This is a genomic window from Ancylobacter tetraedralis (assembly GCF_014195655.1).
Classification (GTDB): Bacteria; Pseudomonadota; Alphaproteobacteria; order Rhizobiales; family Xanthobacteraceae; genus Ancylobacter; species Ancylobacter tetraedralis.
Map to the genome: position 1 here is coordinate 577,570 of NZ_JACICD010000002.1, position 24,664 is coordinate 602,233.

A 24,664-nucleotide genomic window follows, 5' to 3' on the forward strand; every position below is an offset into this window, starting at 1 on the left:
CTCTCCTCATGCCTTTTGGATTTTCCGCGCGCAGATCTTCGTTCGCCGCCCGCCTCGGGCGATGGCTCGGCGCGCTCGCGCTCGGCCTCGTCGTGCAGGCATCCCCCGCGATCGCGGATATCGCGCTGAAGGACGTGACCGGGCGCGAGGTGCATCTGGCCGCGCCGGCGCAGCGGCTGCTGATCGATGACGGGCGCTTTCTGATCGCCCTGGCGCTGATCCATCCCGATCCGGTGAGTGTGGTGGCCGCCTGGCCGCGCGACATCAACCGAATCGGCGCGGCGACCTTCGCGGCCTATCAGGCGAAATTCCCCGCCATTGACAGCCTCGCCAAGGTGGCGAGTTCGGCCGGCTCGCTCTCGGTCGAGCAGGTGGTGGCGGCGCGGCCGGACCTCGCGGTGTTCTCGCTGGGCTCGCAGCCCTCGGATGAGGAGCGCGCCCGCATCGAGGCGGCCGGCATCCCCGTCGTCGTGATCGACTTCTTCGTCCATCCGCTCGCCAATACCGAGCCGAGCCTGCGCCTTCTCGGCGCGGCGACGGGACGGACGGCGCAGGCCGAGGACTTCCTCGCCTTCCGCCGCGACCATCTCGATGCCGTGCGCGACGCCCTGGCCGGGCTGACGGCGGCGGAGCGTCCGCGCGTCTTCCTTGAGCCGCACGCCGCCATGACGGCCGATTGCTGCAACTCGCCCGGCAGGGGCAATGTCGGCGAGATCATCGAGGCGGCGGGTGGAACCAATATCGGCGCGGCGGTCATTCCGCGTGCCTTCGGCAAGCTCAACCTCGAATATGTCATCGCCCAGGACCCGCAGGTCTATATCGCCACCGGCGGCAGTCACATGGAGGGCACTGCCGGGCTGCTGATCGGGCCGGAATACAGCCCTGCCCGTGCCCGCGAGACGCTGCAGCGGGTCATTTCGCGCCCCGGATTCGCCGGGCTCGCCGCCGTGCGCGACGGGCGGGTGCATGGCCTCAGCCACCAGCTGCTCAATTCCCCGCTCGATCTCTTCACCGTCGAGATCCTCGCCACATGGATCCACCCCGAGCGCTTCAAGGGGCTCGATGTCGGCGAGACGGTCGCGCAGGTGAACCAGCGCTTCCTCGCGGTTCCCATCCAGGGGCCGAACTGGATCGATCTTCCCTGATGCGTGCCGGCCGCCGGGGCCGCCGCGCATCTCCTCCCCGCTTTCCTCAACGGAGAAACGTCATGTCGACCGCCTCTTACGCCCGGTCCCGCCTCGGGTTCCTGCAATCCGCCGCGCTCGCGGTGCTGGCACTCGCCGCCTGCAGCGGCGCCGCCTTCGCCGATCCGGAATTCGTGAGGTCGGCCAAGCCGGGCGAGGGGCTGTACGAGATCGTCTACAGCGCGCCGCTCGGCCGCGTCTATGTCGCCGCGGCGGGCGCGCGCGGCGCGAAGGAGACCTTCGTGCTGGCGCTCGATCCGGTGACTCTCGAGACCCGCGAGACGATCGCGCTGGGCGACGACCCGGTGTTCGGCCTCGGCATCAACAACAAGACCAGGACGCTCTATGGCACGCAGACCCGCGACGGCGCGCTCGCGGTGATCGACCTCACGACCGGCAAGGTGGTGGCCAAGATCGCCAAGGGCGAGAAGGCGCATGTGCGCGAGGTCGCCGTCGACGAGGCCAATAACCGCGCCTACGTGACCGTCACCGGCCGCCGCGACACGCCGTCCTCGGTGTGGGTGGTGGACGGAGCCCGGAACGAGGTGGTCGACACGATCGACAACCTGCCCGGCAGCGTCACCGGCATCGCGGTCGATGCCAAGGGCAACCGCCTGTTCCTTTCGGCCATGGAGAGCAACCAGGTTCATGTGGTGGACCTCGCGACCAAGCAGGTGAAGAGCTTCCCCTCGGGCGGCGAGGGTGCCATCAACCTCGCCTATGACCCCTCCAGCGACCGGATCTTCGTGGCGCATCAGGGCAGCGGCGAAGTGGTCGCGCTCGACGCCCGGGATGGCACGATCGTCAAGGAGATCCCGACCGGCGGCGGGGCGCTCGGCGTCGCCATCGATGCCGGCCGCTCCATCCTCTACGTGGCCAACCGCACCGGCGGCTATGTCACGCTGGTCGACACCAAGACGCTGGAGCCGATCGCCAATGTGGTCACCGGCTCGGCGCCGCAGACGGTGGCGGTCGATGCGGCGAGCGGCAATGCCTATGTCACCAACAAGCTCAAGGTCGTTGCCCGGCCGCGTCCGCCGGCACCGCCCGCCGGCGCCGCTGCGGGCGCCACACCCGCGCCGCAGCCGACCTCGGCGCCCGCAGGCGCTGCCCCGGCAGGCGCTGCTCCGGCCGGCGCCCCTCCGGCCGGTGGGGAGGCGCGCGCCCGCCCGGTGCCGCTGGTCGATCCGTTCGGCGACACGGTCGTGCTGATCAAGCCCTGAGCGCGAAGCGGAGACGGACCGTGTCGATGAGCGTCGTTGCCGGCGGAGGCGCACGTATGCCCGAGATTGCGGGGCAGGCGGCCGAGGAGCGCGCCGAGGAGCGCGCGGGCTTCGCGCCCGCCTTGCCCTTCGCGCTGGTGTCGAGCGGCGAGACCCTTGTCGGCAAGGGCTGCCTCGGCCTCGTGGCCGAGGGAGATGAGCCGCTCGGCGCGCGGGTGCGCGCGCATCTGGCCGCCAGTGCCGCCTTTCGGGGCCCGGCGCCGGATATCGTGGTCGGCGCGCTGCCCTATGAGCCGGGCGCGCCGGCGCATCTGTTCCAGCCGGCCGAACTGTCGCGCAGCGCGGGGCGGGCCTGCTTCGCCGCCGCCTTTCCTCCGCCGGCGCTGGTGCGGCCGCCGCCGGCCCGCCCGCCGCATATGTGCATCGCCGCCGAACCCCCACTCGCCGCCTATCGCGCGGCGGTGGCCGAGGCGCTGGTCCGCATGCAGGCAAGCGAAGGCGCGCCGATGGGCGAGGTTCTGCGCAAGATCGTTCTCTCGCGCAGCCTGCGCCTGTCCAGCGACCGGCCGATCGATGCCAGCACGCTGCTGCGGGCGCTGGCGCGGGACGCGGGCGTCACCGCCTTCTGCGTACCGCTGGCCGGCGCGCCGCAAACGCCCGGCCGCGCGCTGGTCGGCGCGACGCCGGAACTGCTGGTCGCCCGGCAGGGCACGGTCGTCACCTCGCATCCACTCGCCGGCTCCGCCCGGCGACGGCGCGAAGCGAGCGCCGACCGCGCCGCCGCGCAGGCCCTGCTCGCCTCGGACAAGGACCGGCGGGAGCATGGGGAAGTCGTCACCGCCATTCTCGACCAGCTGGCGCCGCATTGCGTTGACCTCGGCACGCCGGTCGGTATCGGCCTGACCGCGACCGCGAGCATGTGGCACCTGGGCACCCGCATCACCGGCCGCCTGCGCCGGACCGAGCTTTCCGCCATCGATCTCGCGGTGCTGCTGCATCCCACGCCCGCCGTCTGCGGCACCCCGCGAGCGTTGGCCGCTCGCGCGATCGCCGAGCTGGAGGGCTATGACCGCGGCTTCTATTCCGGCGCGGTCGGCTGGTGCGACGGGGCGGGCGACGGCACCTGGCATGTCGCCCTGCGCTGCGCCGAGGTCGCGGGGCATGAGGCGCGGCTTTATGCCGGCGCGGGCATCGTGCCGGGCTCGGATCCGGTCTCGGAGGGCGAGGAAACCTCCGCCAAGTTCGCCGCCATGCTGCAGGCGCTCGGCATCGACGAGGATGGCCGCCCGCTGACGGAGGACGGCGCGTGAGGAAGCTGGAGCAGAGCTGGCCGGCGGAGGCTGCGGCGCGCTATCGCGCGAGGGGCTATTGGCGCGGCGAGACCTTCACCCGCGTGCTGCGCGACCGGGCCCGTGAGCGGCCCGATCATGTCGCGGTGGTCGGCGGCGGCGCGCGCTGGAGCTTTGGCGAGCTGGAGGCGCGCGCCGAGCGCCTCGCCCGCGGCTTCCTCGCGCGGGGCCTTGAGCCGGGCGACCGGGTGATCGTGCAGCTGCCGAACATCCCGGAATTCCTCACCGTCGTGTTCGCCCTGTTCCGCGCGCGGCTCATCCCGGTCTTTGCGCTGCCGGCCCATCGTCTCGTCGAGATCGCCCATTTCGCCCGCACGGCGCAGGCGCGCGGCTATGTCGTCGCCGAACGGCACGAGGGCTTCGACTATCGCACCCTCGCGCAGGAGCTTCTCGGCGAGGTGCCGGATATCGCGCATGTCGTGGTGGTGGGCGATGCGGGGGACTTCACGGGTCTGGAAGGGCTTCCCCAAGGCGGGGATATCGACCTGCCCGAAGATGCCGACCCCTCCGATGTCGCCTTCCTGCAGATTTCCGGCGGCTCGACCGGCCTGTCCAAGCTCATCCCGCGCACCCATGACGACTATATCTATTCGTTCCGCGCCAGCGCCGAGATCTGCAAGCTGACGCCTTCCAGCGTCTATCTCGCCGCGCTTCCCGTGGCGCATAATTTCCCCATGAGCTCGCCCGGCGTGTTCGGCGCGCTGTATGCGGGATCGCGCGTGGTGCTGAGCCCCTCGCCGAGCCCGGAAGCGGCTTTTCCGCTGATCGAGCGCGAGCGCGTCACCATCACCGGCCTCGTGCCGCCGCTGGCGCTGCTGTGGCTGCAGGCGGCGCCGACCACCCGGCACGACCTCTCCTCGCTGGAGGTCTTGCAGGTGGGCGGCGCCAAATTCCTCCCCGAATCCGCCCGACGGGTGAAGCCGGTGCTCGGCTGCACGCTGCAGCAGGTATTCGGCATGGCGGAGGGGCTGGTGAACTATACGCGGCTCGACGACCCGGAGGAGATCATCGTCTCCACCCAGGGCCGGCCGATCAGCGGGGATGACGAGGTGCTGATCCTCGATGATGCCGGTCAACCCGTGCCTGAGGGCGAGGCGGGCCATCTCTTGACGCGCGGGCCCTACACGATCCGCGCCTATCACAATAATGACGGCGCGAATGCGCGTGCCTTCACGCCGGACGGCTTCTACCGCACCGGCGACGTGGTGAAGCGCATGCCCGGTGGCTATCTCGTCGTGCAGGGGCGGGCGGGCGACCATATCAACCGCGCCGGCGAGAAAATCTCCGCCGAGGAGATCGAGGACCATCTCCTCGCCCACCCCGCCGTGTTCGATGCCGCGGTGGTGTCGCTGCCCGACGACTATCTGGGCGAGCGCTCCTGCGCCTTCATCATCCCTCAGGGCGAAAAGCCCAAGGCGGCGGCGCTGAAGCTGTTCATGCGCAAGCGCGGCCTCGCGGATTTCAAGGTGCCCGACCAGATCGTGTTCATCGAGGCGTTCGAGACCACGGCGGTCGGCAAGGTCTCGCGCAAGGAACTGCGCGCCGGCCTGCGCCGCCGTTTCCTTGAAAAGACGGAAGCGGAGGCGGGAGAATGAGCGCGCAGGTGAAACCCGGTCTGCCGGCCATCGCCCCTTATGCTCTGCCGCGCGCGGAGGAACTGCCCGTGCCCCGCGCGCCGTGGCGGCTGGAGCGCGCGCGCGCGGCGCTGCTGATCCACGACATGCAGAACTATTTCCTGCGCGTCTTCACGCCCGATGCCTCCCCCATCGCCCCGGTCATCGCCAATATCGCGGCGCTGGCGCAGGCCGCGCGGGGCTCGGGCGTGCCGGTATTCTACACCGCGCAGGACGGCGACCAGGATCGGCGCGACCGCGGCCTGCAGGCCGACCTCTGGGGGCCAGGCATGAGCTGGGCGCCCGAGCACCAGCCCATTGTCGGCGCGCTCGCCCCGCAGGCTGGCGATATCGTGCTGGTGAAACACCGCTACAGCGCCTTCCAGCGATCCAACCTGGAGACGCTGATGCGCGCGCGCGGCCGCGACCAGCTGATCATCTGCGGGGTCTACGCGCATATCGGCTGCACGCTGACGGCGGCGGATGCGTTCATGCGCGATATCGAGCCGTTCATGGCGGCCGACGCGCTGGCGGACTTCTCCCGCGCGAAGCACGACCTCGCCCTGTCCTATGTCGCCGACACGTGCGGCGTGCCGCTGACCAGCGCGCAGATCCGGGAGCAACTGTAATGGCCATCGAGCCCGCCGACATCCGGCGTATCATTGTCCCAGCCGCGCCGATCACCCGCGAGAGGATGCGCGCGGACATCGCCAGGATGCTGCACGAGGACCCCGAGGCGATCGGCGGCGATGACAGCCTGATGGATCTCGGCCTCGATTCCATGCGGGCCATGAATCTCGTGCTGGCCTGGAGCGAGGGCGGGCTGGAGCTGGAATTCGCCGAATTCGCGGAAACGCCCACGCTTGACGGCTGGTGGGCACTCATCCACGCCAAGCAGGCGGCACGTGGTGCACCCGGTGTCTGACCCCCGCGCGCCGGCGCATCCGCTCACCGAGGCGCAGGCGGGCCTGTGGTACGCCCAGCGGCTGGACCCCGCCAACCCGCTGTTCAACACCGGCCAATCCATCGAGTTCACCGGCCCGCTCGACCGCGACGCCTTCGCGGCGGCACTGGCGCAGGCGGTGACGGAAGCCGACGCGCTGGCGCTGCGGCTGGTGGATGACCCCGCCGGCCCCTATCAGGTCGTTGACCCGGCCAGCCGGCCGATGCTGGAAGTCATCGACCTGTCGGGTGAGGTCGATCCGCCGGCGGCGGCGCAGGCGGCCATCTCCCGCGACATGGCGACGCCGGTCGACCCGACGCGCGACAGGCTCGCCGCCGAGCGACTCTTCGTGCTCGGGCCGCAGCATCACATCTGGCAGCAGCGCATCCATCATCTGGCCATTGACGGCTATGGGATGATCCTCCTCACGCAGCGCGTCGCCGAGCTTTACACGGCGCGGCTGCGCGCCCGCACGCCGGGCGCCCCAGCCCCCGGCATCGCCGCGGCATTCGTGGAGGATGCGACCTATCGCGCCTCCGACCGGCGGGCGAAGGACGGCGCCTATTGGCGCGCGCGGTTCGCCGACCGACCGGAGGCGGCAAGCCTCACCGCCGGCGTCCCGGCGAGCGCTCACGCCTTCCACCGCCACGTCGTGGAGATCGATGCCGAGGCCTTCGCCCGGCTGCGCGCGCGGGCCGAGCGCACCTCCATCCCCTGGCCGGACATCGTCACGGCGCTCAGCGCGGCCTATGTGCAGCGCCATACCCAGACCCCCGAGGTGATTGTCGGCGTGCCGTTCATGGCGCGGCTCGGCAGCGCGGCGGCGCGGGTGCCGGCCATGCTGATGAACGTGCTGGCGTTACGCGTCACCGTCCCATCCGGCGTGCCGCTCGACGACTTCCTCGATGCGGTGGCCGGGAGCCTCGTGCGCGCCCGCCGGCACGGGCGCTACCGTTCCGAGCAGCTGCGCCGCGACCTCCGGCTGGTGGGAGGCAACCGCCGGCTGCACGGGCCGCTGATCAACCTGCTGCCCTTCGACGAGACGCCTCGCTTCGAGGGGCTGACCAGCCGGCTGGACGTGCTCTCCACCGGGCCGGTGGAGGACATTACCTTCGCCTTTCGCCTACATGGGGCGGACGGGCTGCGGCTGGAGGTCGACGCCAATCCGGCGCTGTACGATATCGCCGCCGTCGAGGCGCATGCGCGGCGGTTGGCGCACTTCATCGCGGCGGCGAGCGCGGCGGCGCGGCTCGATGACGTGCCCACCGCCACGCCCGCCGAGGCCGAACGCCATCTCGTCAACCTCAACGCCACCGACCACCCCGTGCCCGACACGACGCTGGCGGCGCTGATCGGCGAGGGGCTGGTCGCCACGCCCGACGCGCCGGCGCTACGCTTCGGCGGCACGACGCTGGATTATGCCGGCCTTGAGGCGCGCAGCCGCGCGCTGGCCGAGCAGCTGGTGGCGGCTGGAATCGGCGCGGATGAGCGCGTCGTGGTGGCGCTGCCGCGCTCTTTCGAGCTGGTGGTGGCGCTCATCGCCGTGCTGCGGGCCGGGGCGGCCTATCTGCCGCTGGACCTCGCCCAGCCGGACGCGCGGCTCTCCCGCATCCTCGCCTCGGCGACGCCGCGCTTCGTGCTGGCGCGCGCGCAGGATGCGCATCGCTTCACGGGCAAGGCCGAGGTGCTGGCGCCGGAGGACTGGCGGACGGTGCCGGTGGGCGAGCCTCTGCCCGTGCCCCGGCCCGAGGATGCGGCCTATGTGATCTACACCTCGGGCTCCACCGGCGAGCCGAAGGGCGTCGTCATCGAGCACCGGGCCATCGTCAATCGCCTCCTGTGGATGCGCGCGCATTACGGATTCGGGCCGCGGGATCGCATCCTGCAGAAGACGCCAGCGACCTTCGACGTCTCGGTGTGGGAGTTCTTCCTGCCCTTCCTCGCGGGGGCCTGCCTCGTCATCGCCCCGCCGGAGGCCCATCGCGACCCGCAGGAGCTGGCGCGGATCCTCCGCGAGGAGACGATCACCACGGCGCATTTCGTGCCCTCGATGCTCGCCGCCTTCCTCGCCGAGCCGAGTGCGCAGGGCCTTGTCCTGGCCCGTGTCTTCTGCTCGGGCGAGGAATTGCCGGCGGACCTGCGCGACCGCTTCCACCGCACGCTCAAGGCCGAGCTGCACAATCTCTACGGGCCGACCGAGGCGGCGGTGGATGTGAGCTTCTGGCCGGCCGGGCCGGAGGACCGCAGCACGCCGGTGCCGATCGGCTTTCCCGTGTGGAACACGCGGCTCTATGTGCTGGATGAGGCCGGGCGCCCGCAGCCGCCGGATGTGCCGGGCCATCTCTTTCTCGGCGGGGTGCAGCTGGCGCGCGGCTATCTCGGCCGACCGGACCTCACCCGCGAGCGCTTCCGCCCCGATCCCTTCCGGCCGGGCGAGCGGGTCTATGCCACGGGCGACCTCGCCCTGTGGCGGGCGGATGGGGCGGTGGTGTTCCTCGGCCGCTCGGATCACCAGATCAAGATCCGCGGCCTGCGGGTCGAACTCGGCGAGATCGAGGCGGCGGTCATGGCCTCCGGCCGCGTGCGGCAGGCCGGGATCGTCGCGCGCGAGGATCGCGGCACGAAGCGCATCGTCGCCTATCTGGTGCCTGCGCCGGGTCTTGAACCGGGTATGGACCTTGCCGCGCTCAAGGCCGATCTCGCGTCCCGGCTGCCGGACTACATGGTGCCGGCCGCCTTCGTCGGGCTCGACGCACTGCCCGTGACCGCCAATGGCAAGCTCGACCGGGCGGCCCTGCCGGCCCCGGATTTCGCCGGCACCGGCAGCCGGGCGCCGGACACGCCGACCGAAAGGCAACTCGCCGCGCTGTTCGCCGCGCAACTGGCGATCGATGGCCCGATCGCGGCGGAAGATGATTTCTTCGCGCTGGGCGGGGATTCGCTGCACGCCGTCGCGCTGCTGCTGCAGGTGCGCGAGCGCTGGGGCCGCGATCCCGGCCTCGGCGCGCTGTTCGCCCAGTCGACCGTGGAGGGCTTCGCCCGGCTGATCGAGGCCGAGGGCGACGTGGATGCCGGGCTCGGGCCGCTGGTGACGCTGGCACAGGGCGATCCCGGCCGGCCGCCGCTCTTCGTCATCCATCCCGCCGGCGGCCTGTCCTGGTGCTATGGCCGGCTGGCCCGCGCGCTCACCCCCCGCCGCACGGTCTACGGGCTGCAGGCACCGGCGCTGGCGGCGGGCGTCGCGACGCCGGAAAGCCTGGAGGCGCTGGCACGCGATTATGTGGCGCGCATCCGCCGGCTGCAGCCGCGCGGGCCCTGTCATCTGCTCGGCTGGTCGGTCGGCGGCATCCTCGCGCAGGCGATGGCGGTGAGGCTGCGCGAGGACGCGGCGGAGGTCGGGGTGGTGGCGCTTCTGGATTCCTACCCCTGCGATGTGTGGCGCGGCGAGCCGGACCCGGGCGAGGATGGCGCGGTCAAGGCGCTTCTCGCCATTGCCGGGCACGACCCGGACCGGTTGCCGGCGCTGGCGTTGAACCGCGCCGCGGTGCGGGCCTTCCTGCGCGCCACCGATAGCCCGCTCGGCCGGCTGCCCGAGGCCGCGCTGGACGGCGTGGTGCGGGTGGTGGCTGGCAACAACGCGCTGGTGCGCGGGCATTTTCACCGCCGCTATGACGGCGTCCTCACCCATTTCCGCGCCGCGCTGGATCATCAGGGGCGCGACCTGTCGCCCGAACTCTGGGCGCCGTATGCGGCGCAGATCGATGTCATCGACGTGCCGAGCCTGCACGCCCACCTCACCGGCCCGGAGGCGACCGCGCGTGTCGCTCCGGTGTTGGCACGGGCGCTGGCGCAGGCCGATAGCAGGGAGAAGGTTGCATGCGCGACAGCGGTCTGAGCGGCAAGGTCGCCCTCGTCACCGGCGCGGCCGGCGGCATCGGTGCCGCCGTGGTGCGCCGTCTGGTGGAAGAGGGCGCGCGCGTGGTCGCCACCGATGTGGAGGCCGAGCCCCTGCAGGCGCTGGCCGACACGCTGGGTGCGGCCGCCGTTCCCGCCTGCCTCGATGTGCGCTCCACGGCCGAGGTCGACGCCCTTGTGGCGTGGGTCGAGCGGGAGATCGGCCCCATCGACCTTCTCGCCAATGTCGCGGGCGTGCTGTCCCATGAGCCGGTGACGAGTCTGTCCGATGCCGAATGGGAGCGGGTGTTCGACATCAACGCCGCCGGCGTATTCCGCCTCTCGCGGGCGCTGGCGCGGGTGATGCAGCCGCGCCGGCGCGGCGCCATCGTCACCGTGTCCTCCAACGCCGCCGGCATTCCGCGCCACGCCATGGCGGCCTATGCCGCCTCCAAGGCGGCGGCGACCATGTTCACCCGCTGCCTCGGTCTGGAACTGGCGCCGCATGGCATACGCTGCAACATCGTCGCGCCGGGCTCCACGCTCACGCCGATGCAGACCGGCATGTGGGCCGACGGCAACGGCGCCGCGCGGGTGATTGCCGGCTCGCCGGAAACCTTCAAGGCGGGTATCCCGCTCGCCAAGCTGGCGACGCCGGAAGATGTGGCCGATGCCGTGCTGTTCCTGCTCTCGGAGCGGGCCGGCCACATCACCATGGCCGACCTCTATGTCGATGGCGGCGCGACGATGCGCGGGTGAGGGGGCTAAAAACCCCTTCTCCCTGTCGGGGAGAGGGGGGAGGGTTCTTTCCGGCCTCACACCGCGCGGTCGACGATGACCTGCAGGAACCCGCGCGCGCAGCGCTCGACGCGCGCCTCCACACGATAGACGCGGGCCAGCGTTTCCGGGGTGATCGCCTCCCCCGGCGAGCCATCGGCGGCGATGCGGCCCTGCTCCAGCACGACGATGCGGCGGGCGAAGCGGGCCGCCTGGGCGATGTCGTGCAGCACGATGACGACGATGATGGAGCGCTCGCGCGCCAGTTCTTCCACCAGCTGCATCACCCGCATCTGGTGGTGGATGTCGAGCGCGCTGGTCGGCTCGTCCAGCAGCAGCACGGTCGGCTCGCGCACGATGGACTGGGCGAGGCTGGCGAGCTGGCGCTGGCCGCCGGAAAGCTCGTCCAGCCCGCGCATGGCGAGATCGCCGATGCCGAGCCGCTCCAATGTGCGCAGCGCGCGCGCCTGAGCTTCACCCGAGGACAGGCCGCCCCCGGACAGCCCCCCCTCGCGCGAGGACATCAGCGCGGACAGCGTCGCCTCGAACACGGTGAGTGCCACGCGTTGCGGCAGCGCCTGCGGCATGTAGGTGACAAAGCGCGCATGGCCGGCAATGGTGAGCCGGGTCAGCTCGACATCGTCGAGGCGGATCGAGCCCGTCGCCGGCACCAGCCCGGCCAGCGCGCGCAGCAGCGTGGTCTTGCCGGCGCCATTGGGGCCGATCAGCGCGGTGACGCTGCCGCCCGTGAGCGCCGGCACGGACAGGTTCTCGAGGATGGCGCGCCGGCCATAGAAGACCGACAGCCCCGCGATGGTGAGCGCCGGCGCCATCACAGCCGCTCCCGCCGGGTGAAGATGAGCGCCATGAAGAAGGGCACGCCGATCAGCGCCGTGACGATGCCGACCGGCAGCAGCGCGCCGGGAACCAGCGTCTTCGAGGCCACCGAGGCGAGCGACATGATGGCCGCTCCCGCCAGCATGCTCGCCGGCAGGAAGAAGCGGTGGTCCTCGCCCACCAGCATCCGCGCGATGTGCGGGGCGACCAGCCCGATGAAGCCGATCGTGCCGACAAAGGCGACCGAGGTCGCCGCCAGCAGGCTGACGCGCAGCAGCGAGAAGAAGCGCAGCCGTGCCACCGAGATGCCGAAGGAGCGGGCGCGGTCCTCGCCCAGGCGCAGCGCGGTCATGCGCCAGGAGGCGTGGAGCGCGAAAGGCGTGGTCAGCGCCGTCACCAGCGCCAGCACGCCGAGCTTCTGCCAGGTGGCCCGCGACAGGCTGCCCATGCTCCAGAACACCAGTTGCTGCAACGCCTCCTGGCTGGCGACGAACTGGATCAGCGCCACCAGCGCGTTGAAGGTGAAGACCAGCGCGATGCCGAACAGCACCAGCGTTTCCACCCCCGTGCCGCGCAGGCCGGCCAGCGCCTGCAGCAGCAGCACCGAGCCGAAGGCGAAGAGGAAGGCGAAGGCCGGCAGGTTCCAGCCCGCCGGGATGAACGGCAGGCTGGCGCCGAGCACCAGCGCCAGCGCGGCGCCGAACGAGGCGGCGGAGGAGACGCCCAGCGTGAAGGGACTGGCCAGCGGGTTGTTGAGGATGGTCTGCATTTCCGCGCCGGCCAGCGCCAGCGCGGCGCCTACCAGAACCGCCATCAGCGCATAGGGCAGGCGCACGTCCCAGATGATGACGCGCCCCGGCCCATCGAGGCCGGCAGGGTTCAGAATGCCAGTGATCACGTCGTTGAGCGGCAGGTTGGACGGGCCGGTGGCGATGTCGAACAGCAGCGCCACCAGCATGAGCGCGCCGAGCCCGAGAAGGATGGCGACGCGCCGGCGCAGCCGGTGCGCATAGGCGGGCAGCGTGGCCGTGCGGGGCGAGGGTCCGGTCATCCTGTCTCCGGCGCCTCCGCCCGGCAGACACGGGGCGGCAGGCGGTGCCGGAGGGTTCTGCATGAGCGGCCCGTATGGGTCAAGTTCTTGATAGAAAAGGACATTCCTTAGAATCATTTCATTCTGCCCCGATGCGGCTTGCGCCGTCCACGGCATGGGCTAGAGCTTGCTCGTCAGGTTCGCCGCGGGAGCGCCCATGTCCACCATGATATCGGCCACGTCGCCCGTCCTTCTGCCCGACACTGAGGCGTTCGACCTTGCGCCCGCGTCGCATGGCGCGGGCGGTGCGGCGCGGGGGTGGCGCATCTTCCGCTCCATCCCGCGCGGGCCGGCGCCGGAAGACGGCTTCCCCGTCATCTACATGCTGGATGCCAATGCCGGCTTCGCCAGCTTCCACGAGGCGATGGCCCGCGCGGCGCGGCGCCCGTCCGCCACCGGCGTGAGCGAGGCGGTGATTGTCGGTATCGGCTATCGCGAGGGCGAGGATATCCGCACCCGCCGCGCCTTCGATTTCACCGCCGGGCCGAGCCGTGAGGCCGCGCCGGCCCACCCGGAAAGGGCATCGCTGCACGGCGGGCGCGACGCGTTCCTTGGCTTCATCGAGACGACGCTGAAACCTGCCATCGCCGCGCGCGTTGCCGTCGATCCCGCCCGCCAGACGCTGTTCGGTCATTCGCTGGCCGGCTGGTTCACGCTGGACGTCATGACGCGCGTCCCCGCCGCCTTCGCCGCCTATGTCGCGGTCAGCCCGTCCATCTGGTGGGACGAGGCGCGGCTGATGGAGGGCCTTGCGGGGATGGAGGGCCTCGCGAGGACAAAGGGCCCGCCGCCGCGGCTTGCGCTGATGGTGGGCGAGTGGGAAGAGGCGCTCGCCCCCTGGCAGGCGGACCGTCCGGAGGCCGCCGAGATGGCGGCGCGGCGGGCGCAGCGCGCGATGGTCGCCCGCGCCCGCGCCTTCGCCGCACAGGCTGCCGTGACACTCGGCCCGGCCGCGCGGGTGCGGTTCGACCGGATGGCCGGCGAGGACCACGCCTCGATCCTGCCGGCCGCCATGACGCGAGCGCTGCGCTTCGCGCTGGAGCAGGGGCACGGGCGAGCCGCCTTTCCCTAGCGGGACCTGCTGCCGACGTGATCGGGTTCGGGGCGAGGTGACTTGCGTCGGGTGGCGGCGGGGGTAGTTATGGAGCGCTTTCGAGCGGCGCGGATTGCGGTTCGCCCGCCGGGAACGCGCCGCTGAAGATGGCTGGAGCGCCTCTCGCGAGGGACTCTGGCGCCACCGCTGCCAATGGATTGCACCATGACCGCTGCTTCGCCCGTCACCTCCGCCGCCGCTTCCAAGCTGCGCAGCGTGCAGACCGCCGCCGCCCTTATCGTCGCGGTGGCCGGTGCCGGCACGCTGGCGGGAGCATGGTATTTCCAGCTTGTGGTGGGTCTGGCGCCATGCCCGCTCTGCCTGGAGCAGCGCATTCCCTATTATGTCGGCGTGCCGGTCGCGCTCATCGCCGTGATCTGCGCGCTGGGTGGGCGCGCGCCGCTCGCCCGCGTCGCGCTGGCGCTGGCCGGCACGCTGATGGCGGTGGCCGCCGCGCTGGCGGTCTATCATGCCGGTGTCGAATGGGGCCTGTGGGCGGGGCCGACCGCCTGCTCGGGCTCCGGGCCGGCGCTCTCCTCGGGCAATCTGCTCGAAAGCCTGCAGCAGGCACGGGTGGTGCGCTGCGACGAGGCGCCGTGGCGGCTTCTCGGCCTCTCGCTCGCCGGCTACAACGCCCTCATCGCCAGCGCGCTGACCCTGGTCGCGTTCCGCGGCGCGGCGGCGCGGTAGGGGCCGCCGGAGAGACCGGGCAAGCCGGCGTTTCCGGGCGTCGGTCTCACGGATCCAGTTCGGTGTCCCAGTAGAGGTAGTCCACCCAGCTGTCATGGAGGTAGTTGGGCGGGAAGTGCCGTCCATTCTGGTGCAGGTCGAACACGGCGGGCTGATAAGGCTTCTGCCGCGGGATCATGCGTGCCTCGGCCGGCATCATGCTGCCCTTCTTCAGATTGCAGGGCGAGCAGGCGGCGACGACGTTCTCCCAGGTGGTCTGCCCGCCGCGCGAGCGCGGGATGACGTGGTCGAAGGTCAGATCCTCGCGCGAATCGCAATACTGGCAGGTGAAGCGGTCGCGCAGGAACACGTTGAAGCGGGTGAAGGCGGGCTGGCGGGCCGGCCGGATGAAGGCCTTGAGCGACACCACGCTCGGCAGGCGCATCTGGAAGGTCGCGCTGGAGACCTGCCGCTCATAATATTCGACGATGTTCACGCGGTCGAGGAAGACCGCCTTGATCGCGTCCTGCCACGCCCAGACCGACAGCGGGTAATAGCTCAGCGGCCGATAATCGGCGTTGAGCACGAGGGCAGGCCAGGCACCCGGAGACAATGTCGCCGTCAACGCTCTCGCTCCCTGCCGGAGCCCTTTGCGATCGGGTGCGCCACCCGATCGCGAAGGGCTCCAGTTCCACGAACCGGAGCCTGATCTCATCGCACAAGCCAAGCGGCTCCTGCGGAACAGGCTCGTCGCCGGCACGGGCAAGTCGGCACCGCGCGGCGCAGGGGGATAGTCTATATTTAGCGTGTCAATCTTGTGAAGCGCTGCCTTGCGGAGGATGCCGGGCGGATCGCGGCAGGACCATGGAGCGCGCCCGCCACAGGTGGCTCAGGGCCGGTTATCCCGCCAGGGGCGGGTTCAGCCCAGCACCTCGGCCAGGAAGCGGCCGGCCAGCGCCAGCCCGTCCGGGTCGATGCCATGGCCAAGGCCTCGGGAGAGCTGCGAGCGCACCGCGATGCCGCGCGCGCTCAAGCTCTCGACTGCGCGGGGCAGGGCGGCGGGCGGAATCACCTCGTCCACATCGCCATGTACCAGCAGCACCGGCGGGCGGGCTGTGATCCCGGCGTCGAAGGCGGGCAGCGCGCGCTCGGACGGCACCACATGAATGCCGGAAAAGCCGACCAGGCCGGCCGGCGCCTCGGCACGCCGCAGGCCCGTATGCAGCGCCATCATCGTGCCCTGGCTGAAGCCGACCAGCGCGAGGCGCGAGCCGGGCAGGCCGAGACGGGTGAGTTCGGCGTCGAGGAAGCCGTCGAGCGCCGCGTGCGCCGACTGCACCCCGACCCACCGCTCGGCATCGTTGCGCTCGACATAGCCGAACCATTGCCGGCCGACCGGCGCGACCGCGCAGGCCTCGGGGGCATGCGGGGAGACGAAGGCGGCGCCCGGCAGCAGGGGAGCCCAGTGCCGCCCGAGGTCGATCAGGTCGCGCCCATCGGCGCCGTAGCCATGAAGCAGCACCACGAGCGCCTCGGCTGGGCGGCCCGAGCGGGGCGGAAGACGGGGGCCGTCGAGCATGGGCATCCTCTCTGTCGGATCGTCCTCTGGCGGGTCTTCCTCGCCCGTGTCAGTTGGTGTCGTCGTCGAGCGCGCGCAGGCCCCCGGCGGCGACCTTGGGCATGGCGCTGTGGTTGAGCAGCGTGTCGATGCGTTCGCGCTCCTGCTCGAAGGAGGCGAGGATCCTGCCATCGAGCGCGCGCCCGCGCGGCAGGCGGATGCGCATCGGGTCGACGAAGCGGCCGTTCACCAACACCTCATAGTGCAGATGCGCGCCGGTGGAGAGGCCGGTCGAGCCGATATAGCCGATCAGCTGGCCCTGCCGCACGCGCAGCCCCTCGCGGATGCCCTTGGCGAAGCCGGACTGGTGCGAATAGGTGGTGACGTAGCCGTTCGAGTGCTGGATCTCGATGCGCCGCCCGTAGCCGGAGGTCCAGGCCGCCTTCTTGATCACGCCATTGCCGGCGGCATAGATCGGGGTGCCGACCCGGTCGGCCCAGTCGACGCCCGAATGCAGTCGGCTATAGCCGAGAATGGGGTGGCGGCGCATGCCGAAGCCCGAGCGCAGCACGCCGCCCGAGAGCGGCTTGCGCACCAGGAACTTCTTCGCGCTCTTGCCGGATTCGTCATAGAAATCGATCAGCCCGTCATCCGGGGTCTGGTAGCGGAAATAGCGCCGCTCCTCGCCGCCGACGATCAGCCCGGCATAGAGCACGCCTCCGGCGCCGCCGGCCTCGTCGGGCTCATAGACGACCTCGAAGGAATCGCCGGTGCGCACCCGGCGCTGGAAATCGACGTCGAAGGAATAGACGCGGATCAGGCTCTCGATGACCGGGCGCGGCACGTCGTGGCGCAGCGCGGTCTCCCAGATGCTCTCATAGAGCGTGACGCCGCCACGCCCGCCGCCATCGGCGTCGTCGTCGCCATCGTCCGGCGCGATATCGGCGACCTGCGTGTCGGCCGGCTCCTGCACGGGCAGGAACTTGCCCATGTCGGACAGCGCCACCGTGCCCTGATGGCCGGTATCGTTGAAGACGGCGACGCGCACCGCCACGGGCGAGCCGCTCGAACCGTCGAGCAGCACCTTGAGCCGCATGCCATCGGGCAGCGGGCCCTGCAGGTCGCGCGTCAGGAACGCGGCGGCGGCGGCGCGGGCGGAGACCTGCGGTACGCCGAGATCGACCAGGATCGAGGCGATGGTGTCGCCCTTCTTGGTGACGACGGCGCGCTCCGCCCAGTCATTGCCGCCGGTCGCCTCCTCGCCCGACTTGCCCATGGAACTGACATTCTCGGGCTGCTGCAGCGCGCTGGCGGCGGCTCCCCCGGCCGGCGGGGGGGCGAAGGCGAGCGTGCCGGCAATGCCGAGATTGGCCAGCGCGGGCGTGCGGGTATCGGTCGGGGTGCTGAACTCGGCGGCCTCGCGCACCTTCATCAGCACGTCTTCCATCGGCAGTTCGGCCGCGAATTTGGTGCTGGGGGGGACCGCGGCGATGTCGCGCACCACCAGGGTGAGGTCGCCGGTGGGCTCGGCCTGGGGCGCCTCGCCGTCATCATTGGTGCTGTCGGCGATCAGCTTGGCGGGGTTGAAGCGCGGCACGTCCACCGAGGCGGCGGTGACGGACTGCGCGAGATTGGCCGCGACCTTGGTCACGGCGCGCACCTTGATGACCTCCTTGTCGCCGTCCTTGCTGGCGGAGGCGAGGCGCAGGGTCTGCTTGGCGGCGAAGCTCTCCGACAGGATCGACATGCGGTCGCCCTTGCGGGCGACGTTGGACGGCCGCTCGCCGGCGGCCAGCGCGCCGCGCAGCGCCGAGCGCACCGTCTCCGGGCTCTGCGCGAAGCGATACTCGCCATCCAGCGCCGCATAGACCGCCCCGCCCATCAGCGCGGCACCGCAGATGCCGGTGAGCAACGTCGCCATCAGCCAGCGGATGGAGATGCGGCGGCGGTTGGTCGGCTCCTCGGCATCGCCATCGACGCCGAGCGGGGGCTCTTCGCCCAGATCGAACCCAGCGCCGCGGTTTTGCCGCATGCCGTTTGGTCCGCGACGAGTCTCCAACAGGCCATCCCCACATTCATCGGCGCTCGACGCCGACATCGCGTCACTTGTGGCCGCAGCGTGCGACCGGACGTTCTGCCTCCCCGGCATCCGCCGGGGCGGATGCGATGGTCACGCGGGCGGTAAATTGTTCCGCAGGACGCGGGAACTTGCCGCCTGGGGTGGACGCCGTCAACCCGGCGCTCACCGCGGGTGCGAATCCGAATGCGCGCCCGATGGGGTGCGATGTAGAGCGGGGGCTCACGGCAAAAGCATGGCGGCCGGCGCACATGCCGGCCGGGCTCCACAGCCGTCGCCGGAGCGGGTCCGGTTGCGGGTTACTGCGCGGAGGTACTGCGCTGGCGCAGCGGCGAGGGCGGCGGCAGCGGAACCAGCGCCACCCGGGCGCCGGCGGGTGCGGCGTCATCGTCCGTCGAGGCGATGCCCTGCCAGGCATTGGCGGGGGAACTGGGGTTGCGCAGGATCGGCGCGCCGCCATTGGCGTGAGATGCTGTCGCGGAATAGGCGCTGCTGCGCGCGCCCGGCACGCTCGTGGCCATGACGGGCGCCGCGCCGGGCGTGACGAGCGGTATCGCCACCGTCCCGGAGGCCGGCGCACCGGGCGCGGCGGCGTCGGCCATCACCGCGCCCTCGGTCGGGGCCACGTCGAAGCGCTTGAAGAAGGACCAGATTTCCTGCGGCGCGTCGAGCCCGCTGCGGCGCGGGCCGAGGATGACCGCCGCCAGCGCGTCGCCCGCGCCGGTGGACTGGGCGGGCGGCTGGTGGCCGCCGGCAATTTCATAGAAGGCCACCGCCGAGCCCGACGCGCAATTGTCCCAGCGCAGGATGCGCGCGCTCGGCGCGGTGCTCGCTTGCGGCGGCGCGCAGCCGTCGATGCGGGCGAACAGTTCCGCGCTCTCGGAGGCCGACATCAGCCGGGCGCCCGGTGTCTGCCGGCCGAACATGGGCACGATCGGATCATAGGTGCCGTTCATGATGAGGATCGGCACCGGCCGCGCGGGCTTGCAGCTCTCGTTGTAGCCCACCGGCACGGTCATCATCATCGTGGCGAACGCCTTGAAGTGTTCGGCATAGCGGCAGGCGATGAAGGCGGTGAGGAAGCCGCCATTGGAGAAGCCCATAAGAAAGGCGCGATTCGGATCGGCGATCCCCTCGGCCTCCAGTGTCGCAAGCACGTCCAGCACGAACCGGCCATCGTCGCGCGGGTAGAGGATGGGCAGGAAGCCGGCGACCGTGCTGCGCCCATCATTCCAGAGCAGATTCATGCCCTTGGGGTAGGCCACCACGAAGCCCTCGCGGTCGGCCACGGCATCGAGGTCGAGATAGCGCTGCATGATGGAGGCCGGCTGCAGCGCGCCATGCAGGGCGATGACCACGGGCTTCGGCCCCGGCGCCGCGTTCTTCGGCACGTGCAGGATGAATTCGCGCTTGAGGCCGCCCGAGGTGATGGTGCGCTCGCCATCCTGCACGGCCCGGCCGGGGCTCTCCTGCGCCGTGGCAGGCGTCGCCGCCAGCGCGGCAAGGCTCGCGACGAATGCAAAGAGCAGAAGGCAGGGTTTCGCGAAATGCATGCTCGTCGCAACCTTGGCAGGGCGGGCGCCATCGGAGAGGTACGTTACAGACGGTTTATTTCAGTCAAATAAATGGCGAAGATAGTTAACGAACCGTCAGCGCCGCGCGTCGATCGCTTGATCTGCGGGGCGTGGGCGGTGGCGACGGGGGGCTGGCGCTGCCGCCGGCTTCGTCTAGGGTGCGCGCGCTGCATCGCAGCGACAGCGACTTTGTTGTGTGATAGGCGTCGCCTTTGGAATGATTGCGAAAAGCAATCGTTTCGGCTAGGCACTGCAAAACAAGCCTTCGGGACCGGGAAAATCGATATGCCAGGAGCGGCCGAGCGGCCCCTTTCTCCGCATCTCCAAATTTATCGCCCGATGCTCACGATGATGATGTCCATCGTGCACCGCATCACGGGCGTCGCCCTTTATTTCGGCACGCTGCTGCCGGTGATCTGGCTGCTCGCCGCGGCGAGTTCGCCGGAGGCCTTCGCCACGGTGAACGGCCTTTTGGGCAGCTGGATCGGGCTCATTATCCTGTTCGGCTATAGCTGGGCACTCATCCATCACGCGCTGGGCGGCGTACGTCACTTCGTGTGGGACTTCGGCCATGGTTTCGGGCCGCAGGCGCGCGAGCTTCTGGCGAAGGCCACCATCGGCGGCTCGGTCGTACTGACCGTGCTCTTGTGGATCGTCATCGCGGTGGTGAAAGGCTGAGCCCATGAGCACCTCGTCGCGTACCCCTTCCGGCGCCTCCATGCGCACCCCGCGCCGCAAGGTCGCGGGCCTCGGCTCCGCCCGGTCCGGCACGGGCCATTTCTGGCTGCAGCGGGTGACGGCGCTGGCCAACATCATCCTCGTGATCATCGCCCTGCCGATCGTCATCTCCATGGCGGGCGGCGGCCAGGAGGCCGTCCTGTCCACCCTGCGCCATCCGCTGGCGGCGCTGGTGCTGCTGCTGCTCCTGCTCTCGATGACGTTCCACATGCGCATCGGAATGCAGGTGGTGATCGAGGACTACGTCCATAGCGAGGGAACGAAGGTGCTCGCCCTGATCGGCAACACCTTCTTCACGATCGCGGTCGGCGCTGCCGGCGCGTTCGCCATCCTCAAGATCAGTTTCGGAGGCTGAGAGACCGATGGCCGGAACCCACTCCGCCAATGGCGCTTCCAACGGTGCTGCCGGCCCCTCGGTGAACGGGGCCGCCTATCCCATCACCGATCACACCTATGACGTCGTCGTGGTTGGCGCTGGCGGCGCGGGGCTGCGCGCCGTGGTCGGCTGCTCGGAAGCCGGGCTGCGCACCGCCTGCGTGACCAAGGTGTTTCCCACCCGCTCGCACACTGTGGCGGCACAGGGCGGCATCGCCGCCTCGCTCGGCAACATGGGCACCGATGACTGGCGCTACCACATGTACGACACCGTGAAGGGGTCGGACTGGCTGGGCGACCAGGACGCCATCGAATATCTCGTGCGCCACGCGCCGGCGGCGGTGTATGAGCTCGAGCACTGGGGCGTGCCGTTCTCGCGCACCGAACAGGGCACGATCTACCAGCGCCCGTTCGGCGGCATGACCATCGACTACGGCAAGAGCCCGGCGCAGCGCACCTGCGCCGCCGCCGACCGCACCGGCCACGCCATCCTGCACACGCTCTACGGCGCGGCGCTGAAGCACAATGCCGAGTTCTTCATCGAGTATTTCGCGCTCGACCTGATCATGGACGAGGATGGCCGCTGCCGTGGCATCGTCGCGCTGAAGATGGACGACGGCACGCTGCACCGTTTCCGCGCGCAGACCGTGATCCTCGCCACCGGCGGCTATGGCCGCGCCTATTTCTCCGCAACGAGCGCCCATACCTGCACGGGCGACGGCAATGCCATGGTGCTGCGCGCCGGCCTGCCGCTGCAGGACATGGAGTTCGTGCAGTTCCACCCCACCGGCATCTACGGCTCGGGCTGCCTCATCACCGAGGGCGCGCGGGGCGAGGGCGGCTACCTCACCAATTCCGAGGGCGAGCGCTTCATGGAGCGCTATGCCCCCTCGGCCAAGGACCTGGCCTCGCGCGACGTCGTCTCCCGCTCCATGACCATGGAGATTCGCGAGGGACGCGGCGTGGGCAAGAACAAGGACCACATCTACCTGCACCTCGACCATCTCGACCCGGCGATCCTGCATGAGCGCCTGCCGGGCATTTCCGAGAGCGCGAAGATCTTCGCCGGGGTCGACGTGACCAAGGAGCCGATCCCGGTTCTGCCGACCGTGCATTACAACATGGGCGGCATCCCGACGAACTTCCACGGCGAGGTCGTCACCAAGAAGGACGGCAATCCCGATCACGTGGTGCCGGGCCTGATGGCGGTGGGCGAATGCGCCTGCGTGTCGATCCACGGCGCCAACCGGCTGGGCTCGAACTCGCTGACCGACCTCGTGGTGTTCGGCCGTGCGGCGGCTTTGCGTTGCGCCGACATCCTCACCCCCGGCGACAAGCAGCGCGAACTGCCGGCCAATTCCGCCGATCTCGCGCTGTCCCGGCTCGATCGCTTCCGCCATGCTTCCGGCGGCACGCCGACCGCCGAACTCCGCCTCTCCATGCAGAAGGTGATGCAGAACAACTGCGCCGTGTATCGCACCGGCGAGGTGTTGGAGGAAGGCCGCAAGCTGATCGCCGACGTGTTCGCCGGCACGGGCGACATCGACGTGACGGACCGTTCGCTGGTGTGGAATTCCGATCTCATCGAGACGCTGGAATATGACAACCTGATCGGGCAGGCCATCGTCACGATGGAGAGCGCCGCCGCCCGCACGGAAAGCCGCGGCGCCCACGCCCGAGAGGACTTTCCCGAGCGCGACGATGCCACATGGATGAAGCACACGCTGGCTTTCGTCGATTTCGACAAGGGCGCGGTGAGGCTCGATGATCGCCCGGTTCACACCTATACGTTGTCGAACGACATCCAGTATATTGAGCCGCGCAAGCGCGTCTATTGACGCTCACGACCTTTGGGGGGCGGAGCCGTGATGGAGACGAAGCAGGTAAAATATACAGAGAGATTCTTTCAAGATCTGGCTGACGACTCCTACAGGTCCGCATTCAAGATTCTCGGGATCGTATTCGATATTACCCGGCCCGAGTCTGTCATCGATTTTGGTTGCGGGACCGGTTCCTGGCTCAAGGCAGCGCATGAATTGGGCGCGTCGCGCGTGGCCGGAGTGGACGGGCCGTGGGTTACGAAGGGTCAATTGGTCGACGGCTCGATTGCACTGATAACATCGGACATGTCCTTGGCGTCGACCCCGGCGGTTTCCGCGGGCGCCTTTGATCTGGCCATTTCGCTGGAGTGCGGCGAGCACCTTCCGGCGAGTCGAGCGGATTGGCTCGTCGACAACATGTGCGACGCATCCAGCAAGGTGCTGTTTGGCTCGGCGATTCCCGGGCAGGGTGGAACCGACCATATCAACGAGCAGTGGCCCAGCTACTGGGCGGAGAAGTTTCGTGCCCGCGGCTACCTTCCGCTCGATCTCGTTCGTCCGAACGTCTGCTTTGATCAAAGCATACCCACTTGGTATCGAAACAACCCTCTCATGTACATCCACGAGGATGAGCATGCGCAAGTGCGGAATACGGCCCTCTCGTCGAAGACCCATTCATTGACCATTACCGATTTCGTCATTCCGCAGCTGTTCGACGATCCTGGCCTGCGTCAAAGTATGCGGATCGCGAGCCACATCCCCGGCAAACTGGCTCGCTCTCTGCTGTGGCGGTGGAAGATCCGCCGCTGGTCGATGTGACCGTGATGGCGAGACCAACCGACATGCGCAGAGCCTTCGATCGAACGATCGGCCGGATCCGGCGGCCGGCGCGTGTTGGTTGGTCGGGCCCGGTCGTTGGAAGATCCGCCGAGATCGGCTGGCCGGTATGTTTCGCCAATGTCAGCCCCTCCTGTCCCGGGCGGGTTGATAGTTTCGCTGCCCAACTCTCTCGGCGATACGCTATCCGCCTGGCCCGCATTCGAGCCTTCTGAGGAACTGCCATGGTCCAGCTTACACTTCCCAAGAATTCCCAGCTCGTCGCGGGCAAGGTCTGGCCGAAGCCCGTGGGCACCAACCGGCTGACCGAGTACCGCATCTATCGCTGGAACCCCGATGACGGGAAGAATCCCAGCGTCGACACCTATTATGTCGACCGCGACGATTGCGGGCCGATGGTGCTGGACGGCCTCATCTACATCAAGAACAAGATCGACCCGACGCTGACCTTCCGCCGCTCCTGCCGCGAGGGCATCTGCGGCTCCTGCGCGATGAACATCGACGGCACCAACACGCTGGCCTGCCTCAAGAGCATGGACGACGTGAGCGCGAAGTCGGTCAACGTCTATCCGCTGCCGCACATGCCTGTGGTGAAGGATCTCGTCCCCGACCTCACCCAGTTCTATGCCCAGCATGCCTCGGTCGAGCCGTGGCTGCACACGCAGACGCCGGCCCCGGAGCGTGAATGGCGCCAGGGGCGCGGCGACCGCGAGAAGCTGGACGGGCTCTACGAGTGCATCCTGTGCGCCTGCTGCTCGACCTCCTGCCCGAGCTACTGGTGGAATGGCGATCGCTATCTCGGCCCGGCGGCGCTGCTGCAGGCCTATCGCTGGCTGATCGACAGTCGCGACGAGGCCACCGGCGATCGGCTGGACGATCTGGAAGACCCGTTCCGGCTCTATCGCTGCCACACCATCATGAACTGCGCCAAGGCGTGCCCGAAGGGGCTCAACCCGGCGAAGGCGATTGCCGAGATCAAGAAAATGATGGTTGAGCGGCAGTTCTGACGCGCT

21 protein-coding genes are annotated in these 24,664 nt (G+C 69.8%); 15 read left to right on the forward strand and 6 right to left on the reverse strand.

Annotated features, from left to right (window positions below; translation table 11 throughout):
• Positions 1–8: 8 nt before the first annotated feature.
• The 8 genes from FHS55_RS08035 (at position 9) to FHS55_RS08070 (ending at position 10,965) form a co-directional block, all read left to right on the forward strand.
• The gene (locus tag FHS55_RS08035) at positions 9–1,145 is read left to right on the forward strand and encodes an ABC transporter substrate-binding protein (protein ID WP_183189163.1); all 1,137 of its coding nucleotides are present in this window, start codon (positions 9–11) and stop codon (positions 1,143–1,145) included.
• Positions 1,146–1,207: 62 nt separating this feature from the next.
• A complete protein-coding gene (locus FHS55_RS08040; RefSeq protein ID WP_183189164.1) occupies positions 1,208–2,407 on the forward strand; it encodes a YncE family protein in 1,200 nt (399 codons plus the stop codon).
• A 56-nt stretch (positions 2,408–2,463) separates the two neighbouring features.
• The gene (locus FHS55_RS08045) at positions 2,464–3,717 is read left to right on the forward strand and encodes an isochorismate synthase (RefSeq protein ID WP_183189165.1); all 1,254 of its coding nucleotides are present in this window, start codon (positions 2,464–2,466) and stop codon (positions 3,715–3,717) included.
• Positions 3,714–5,351 carry a (2,3-dihydroxybenzoyl)adenylate synthase gene (locus FHS55_RS08050; protein WP_183189167.1) on the forward strand — a complete coding sequence of 546 codons (1,638 nt, stop codon included), beginning with the start codon at positions 3,714–3,716 and terminating at the stop codon, positions 5,349–5,351. The genes FHS55_RS08045 and FHS55_RS08050 overlap by 4 nt, the downstream gene beginning before the upstream one ends.
• Complete coding sequence (locus FHS55_RS08055) at positions 5,348–5,998, forward strand: isochorismatase family protein (protein ID WP_183189168.1); 651 nt, start codon at positions 5,348–5,350, stop codon at positions 5,996–5,998. The genes FHS55_RS08050 and FHS55_RS08055 overlap by 4 nt, the downstream gene beginning before the upstream one ends.
• Positions 5,998–6,294, forward strand: a complete 297-nt coding sequence (locus tag FHS55_RS08060; RefSeq protein WP_183189170.1) for a phosphopantetheine-binding protein — start codon at positions 5,998–6,000, stop codon at positions 6,292–6,294. Before FHS55_RS08055 ends, FHS55_RS08060 begins: the two co-directional genes overlap by 1 nt.
• Entirely contained in the window at positions 6,287–10,207 is a 3,921-nt protein-coding gene (locus tag FHS55_RS08065) for a non-ribosomal peptide synthetase (RefSeq protein WP_183189172.1), read from the forward strand. The genes FHS55_RS08060 and FHS55_RS08065 overlap by 8 nt, the downstream gene beginning before the upstream one ends.
• Positions 10,189–10,965, forward strand: a complete 777-nt coding sequence (locus FHS55_RS08070) for a 2,3-dihydro-2,3-dihydroxybenzoate dehydrogenase (RefSeq protein WP_183189173.1) — start codon at positions 10,189–10,191, stop codon at positions 10,963–10,965. Before FHS55_RS08065 ends, FHS55_RS08070 begins: the two co-directional genes overlap by 19 nt.
• 56 nt (positions 10,966–11,021) lie before the next feature.
• Here the strand turns inward: FHS55_RS08070 and FHS55_RS08075 are convergent, their stop codons facing one another.
• Entirely contained in the window at positions 11,022–11,816 is a 795-nt protein-coding gene (locus FHS55_RS08075) for an ABC transporter ATP-binding protein (RefSeq protein ID WP_183189174.1), read from the reverse strand.
• Positions 11,816–12,871, reverse strand: a complete 1,056-nt coding sequence (locus FHS55_RS08080; protein ID WP_183189175.1) for a FecCD family ABC transporter permease — start codon at positions 12,869–12,871, stop codon at positions 11,816–11,818. The genes FHS55_RS08075 and FHS55_RS08080 overlap by 1 nt, the downstream gene beginning before the upstream one ends.
• A 196-nt stretch (positions 12,872–13,067) precedes the next feature.
• Here FHS55_RS08080 and FHS55_RS08085 point away from each other — a divergent pair, with 196 nt between their 5' ends.
• Both FHS55_RS08085 and FHS55_RS08090 read left to right on the forward strand, forming a co-directional pair.
• Positions 13,068–13,982, forward strand: a complete 915-nt coding sequence (locus FHS55_RS08085; protein ID WP_246339925.1) for an alpha/beta hydrolase — start codon at positions 13,068–13,070, stop codon at positions 13,980–13,982.
• Positions 13,983–14,168: 186 nt separating this feature from the next.
• A complete protein-coding gene (locus FHS55_RS08090; protein ID WP_183189176.1) occupies positions 14,169–14,693 on the forward strand; it encodes a disulfide bond formation protein B in 525 nt (174 codons plus the stop codon).
• 46 nt (positions 14,694–14,739) lie between these two features.
• On the opposite strand, the gene FHS55_RS08095 is transcribed toward FHS55_RS08090, so the two are convergent.
• The 4 genes from FHS55_RS08095 to FHS55_RS08110 all read right to left on the reverse strand — a co-directional run bounded on the left by FHS55_RS08095 (position 14,740) and on the right by FHS55_RS08110 (position 19,860).
• Complete coding sequence (locus tag FHS55_RS08095) at positions 14,740–15,297, reverse strand: HNH endonuclease (protein WP_183189178.1); 558 nt, start codon at positions 15,295–15,297, stop codon at positions 14,740–14,742.
• Between the two features lie 294 nt (positions 15,298–15,591).
• Positions 15,592–16,251, reverse strand: coding sequence for an alpha/beta hydrolase (locus FHS55_RS08100; RefSeq protein WP_183189179.1), 660 nt, complete (start codon positions 16,249–16,251; stop codon positions 15,592–15,594).
• A gap of 49 nt (positions 16,252–16,300) precedes the next feature.
• Positions 16,301–18,262: a M23 family metallopeptidase gene (locus tag FHS55_RS08105; protein WP_183189180.1), complete on the reverse strand. Its 1,962-nt coding sequence runs from the start codon at positions 18,260–18,262 to the stop codon at positions 16,301–16,303.
• Positions 18,263–18,606: 344 nt separating this feature from the next.
• Positions 18,607–19,860, reverse strand: a complete 1,254-nt coding sequence (locus FHS55_RS08110) for a CE1 family esterase (RefSeq protein ID WP_183189182.1) — start codon at positions 19,858–19,860, stop codon at positions 18,607–18,609.
• A gap of 306 nt (positions 19,861–20,166) precedes the next feature.
• On the opposite strand from FHS55_RS08110, the gene sdhC reads away from it, so the two are divergent.
• The 5 genes from sdhC (at position 20,167) to FHS55_RS08135 (ending at position 24,658) form a co-directional block, all read left to right on the forward strand.
• Positions 20,167–20,559: a succinate dehydrogenase, cytochrome b556 subunit gene (sdhC, locus tag FHS55_RS08115; protein ID WP_183189184.1), complete on the forward strand. Its 393-nt coding sequence runs from the start codon at positions 20,167–20,169 to the stop codon at positions 20,557–20,559.
• Positions 20,560–20,563: 4 nt separating this feature from the next.
• Positions 20,564–20,974 carry a succinate dehydrogenase, hydrophobic membrane anchor protein gene (gene sdhD, locus FHS55_RS08120; protein WP_183189185.1) on the forward strand — a complete coding sequence of 137 codons (411 nt, stop codon included), beginning with the start codon at positions 20,564–20,566 and terminating at the stop codon, positions 20,972–20,974.
• Positions 20,975–20,981: 7 nt separating this feature from the next.
• Complete coding sequence (sdhA, locus tag FHS55_RS08125) at positions 20,982–22,832, forward strand: succinate dehydrogenase flavoprotein subunit (RefSeq protein WP_183189186.1); 1,851 nt, start codon at positions 20,982–20,984, stop codon at positions 22,830–22,832.
• Positions 22,833–22,862: 30 nt separating this feature from the next.
• Positions 22,863–23,633, forward strand: coding sequence for a methyltransferase domain-containing protein (locus FHS55_RS08130; protein WP_183189188.1), 771 nt, complete (start codon positions 22,863–22,865; stop codon positions 23,631–23,633).
• A 242-nt stretch (positions 23,634–23,875) separates the two neighbouring features.
• Positions 23,876–24,658, forward strand: coding sequence for a succinate dehydrogenase iron-sulfur subunit (locus FHS55_RS08135; RefSeq protein WP_183189190.1), 783 nt, complete (start codon positions 23,876–23,878; stop codon positions 24,656–24,658).
• Positions 24,659–24,664 lie beyond the last annotated feature (6 nt).

Bases quoted from the DNA above. Each gene is read 5' to 3' on its own strand.
- FHS55_RS08070 (WP_183189173.1), top strand. From the start codon at position 10,189: ATGCGCGACAGCGGTCTGAGCGGCAAGGTCGCCCTCGTCACCGGCGCG.
- FHS55_RS08090 (WP_183189176.1), top strand. From the start codon at position 14,169: ATGACCGCTGCTTCGCCCGTCACCTCCGCCGCCGCTTCCAAGCTGCGC.
- FHS55_RS08040 (WP_183189164.1), top strand. From the start codon at position 1,208: ATGTCGACCGCCTCTTACGCCCGGTCCCGCCTCGGGTTCCTGCAATCC.
- FHS55_RS08085 (WP_246339925.1), top strand. From the start codon at position 13,068: ATGTCCACCATGATATCGGCCACGTCGCCCGTCCTTCTGCCCGACACT.
- FHS55_RS08130 (WP_183189188.1), top strand. From the start codon at position 22,863: ATGGAGACGAAGCAGGTAAAATATACAGAGAGATTCTTTCAAGATCTG.
- sdhA (WP_183189186.1), top strand. From the start codon at position 20,982: ATGGCCGGAACCCACTCCGCCAATGGCGCTTCCAACGGTGCTGCCGGC.
- FHS55_RS08080 (WP_183189175.1), bottom strand. From the start codon at position 12,871: ATGACCGGACCCTCGCCCCGCACGGCCACGCTGCCCGCCTATGCGCAC.
- sdhD (WP_183189185.1), top strand. From the start codon at position 20,564: ATGAGCACCTCGTCGCGTACCCCTTCCGGCGCCTCCATGCGCACCCCG.
- FHS55_RS08075 (WP_183189174.1), bottom strand. From the start codon at position 11,816: ATGGCGCCGGCGCTCACCATCGCGGGGCTGTCGGTCTTCTATGGCCGG.
- FHS55_RS08060 (WP_183189170.1), top strand. From the start codon at position 5,998: ATGGCCATCGAGCCCGCCGACATCCGGCGTATCATTGTCCCAGCCGCG.
- FHS55_RS08055 (WP_183189168.1), top strand. From the start codon at position 5,348: ATGAGCGCGCAGGTGAAACCCGGTCTGCCGGCCATCGCCCCTTATGCT.
- FHS55_RS08110 (WP_183189182.1), bottom strand. From the start codon at position 19,860: ATGCATTTCGCGAAACCCTGCCTTCTGCTCTTTGCATTCGTCGCGAGC.
- sdhC (WP_183189184.1), top strand. From the start codon at position 20,167: ATGCCAGGAGCGGCCGAGCGGCCCCTTTCTCCGCATCTCCAAATTTAT.
- FHS55_RS08100 (WP_183189179.1), bottom strand. From the start codon at position 16,251: ATGCTCGACGGCCCCCGTCTTCCGCCCCGCTCGGGCCGCCCAGCCGAG.
- FHS55_RS08105 (WP_183189180.1), bottom strand. From the start codon at position 18,262: ATGCGGCAAAACCGCGGCGCTGGGTTCGATCTGGGCGAAGAGCCCCCG.
- FHS55_RS08135 (WP_183189190.1), top strand. From the start codon at position 23,876: ATGGTCCAGCTTACACTTCCCAAGAATTCCCAGCTCGTCGCGGGCAAG.
- FHS55_RS08035 (WP_183189163.1), top strand. From the start codon at position 9: ATGCCTTTTGGATTTTCCGCGCGCAGATCTTCGTTCGCCGCCCGCCTC.
- FHS55_RS08045 (WP_183189165.1), top strand. From the start codon at position 2,464: ATGCCCGAGATTGCGGGGCAGGCGGCCGAGGAGCGCGCCGAGGAGCGC.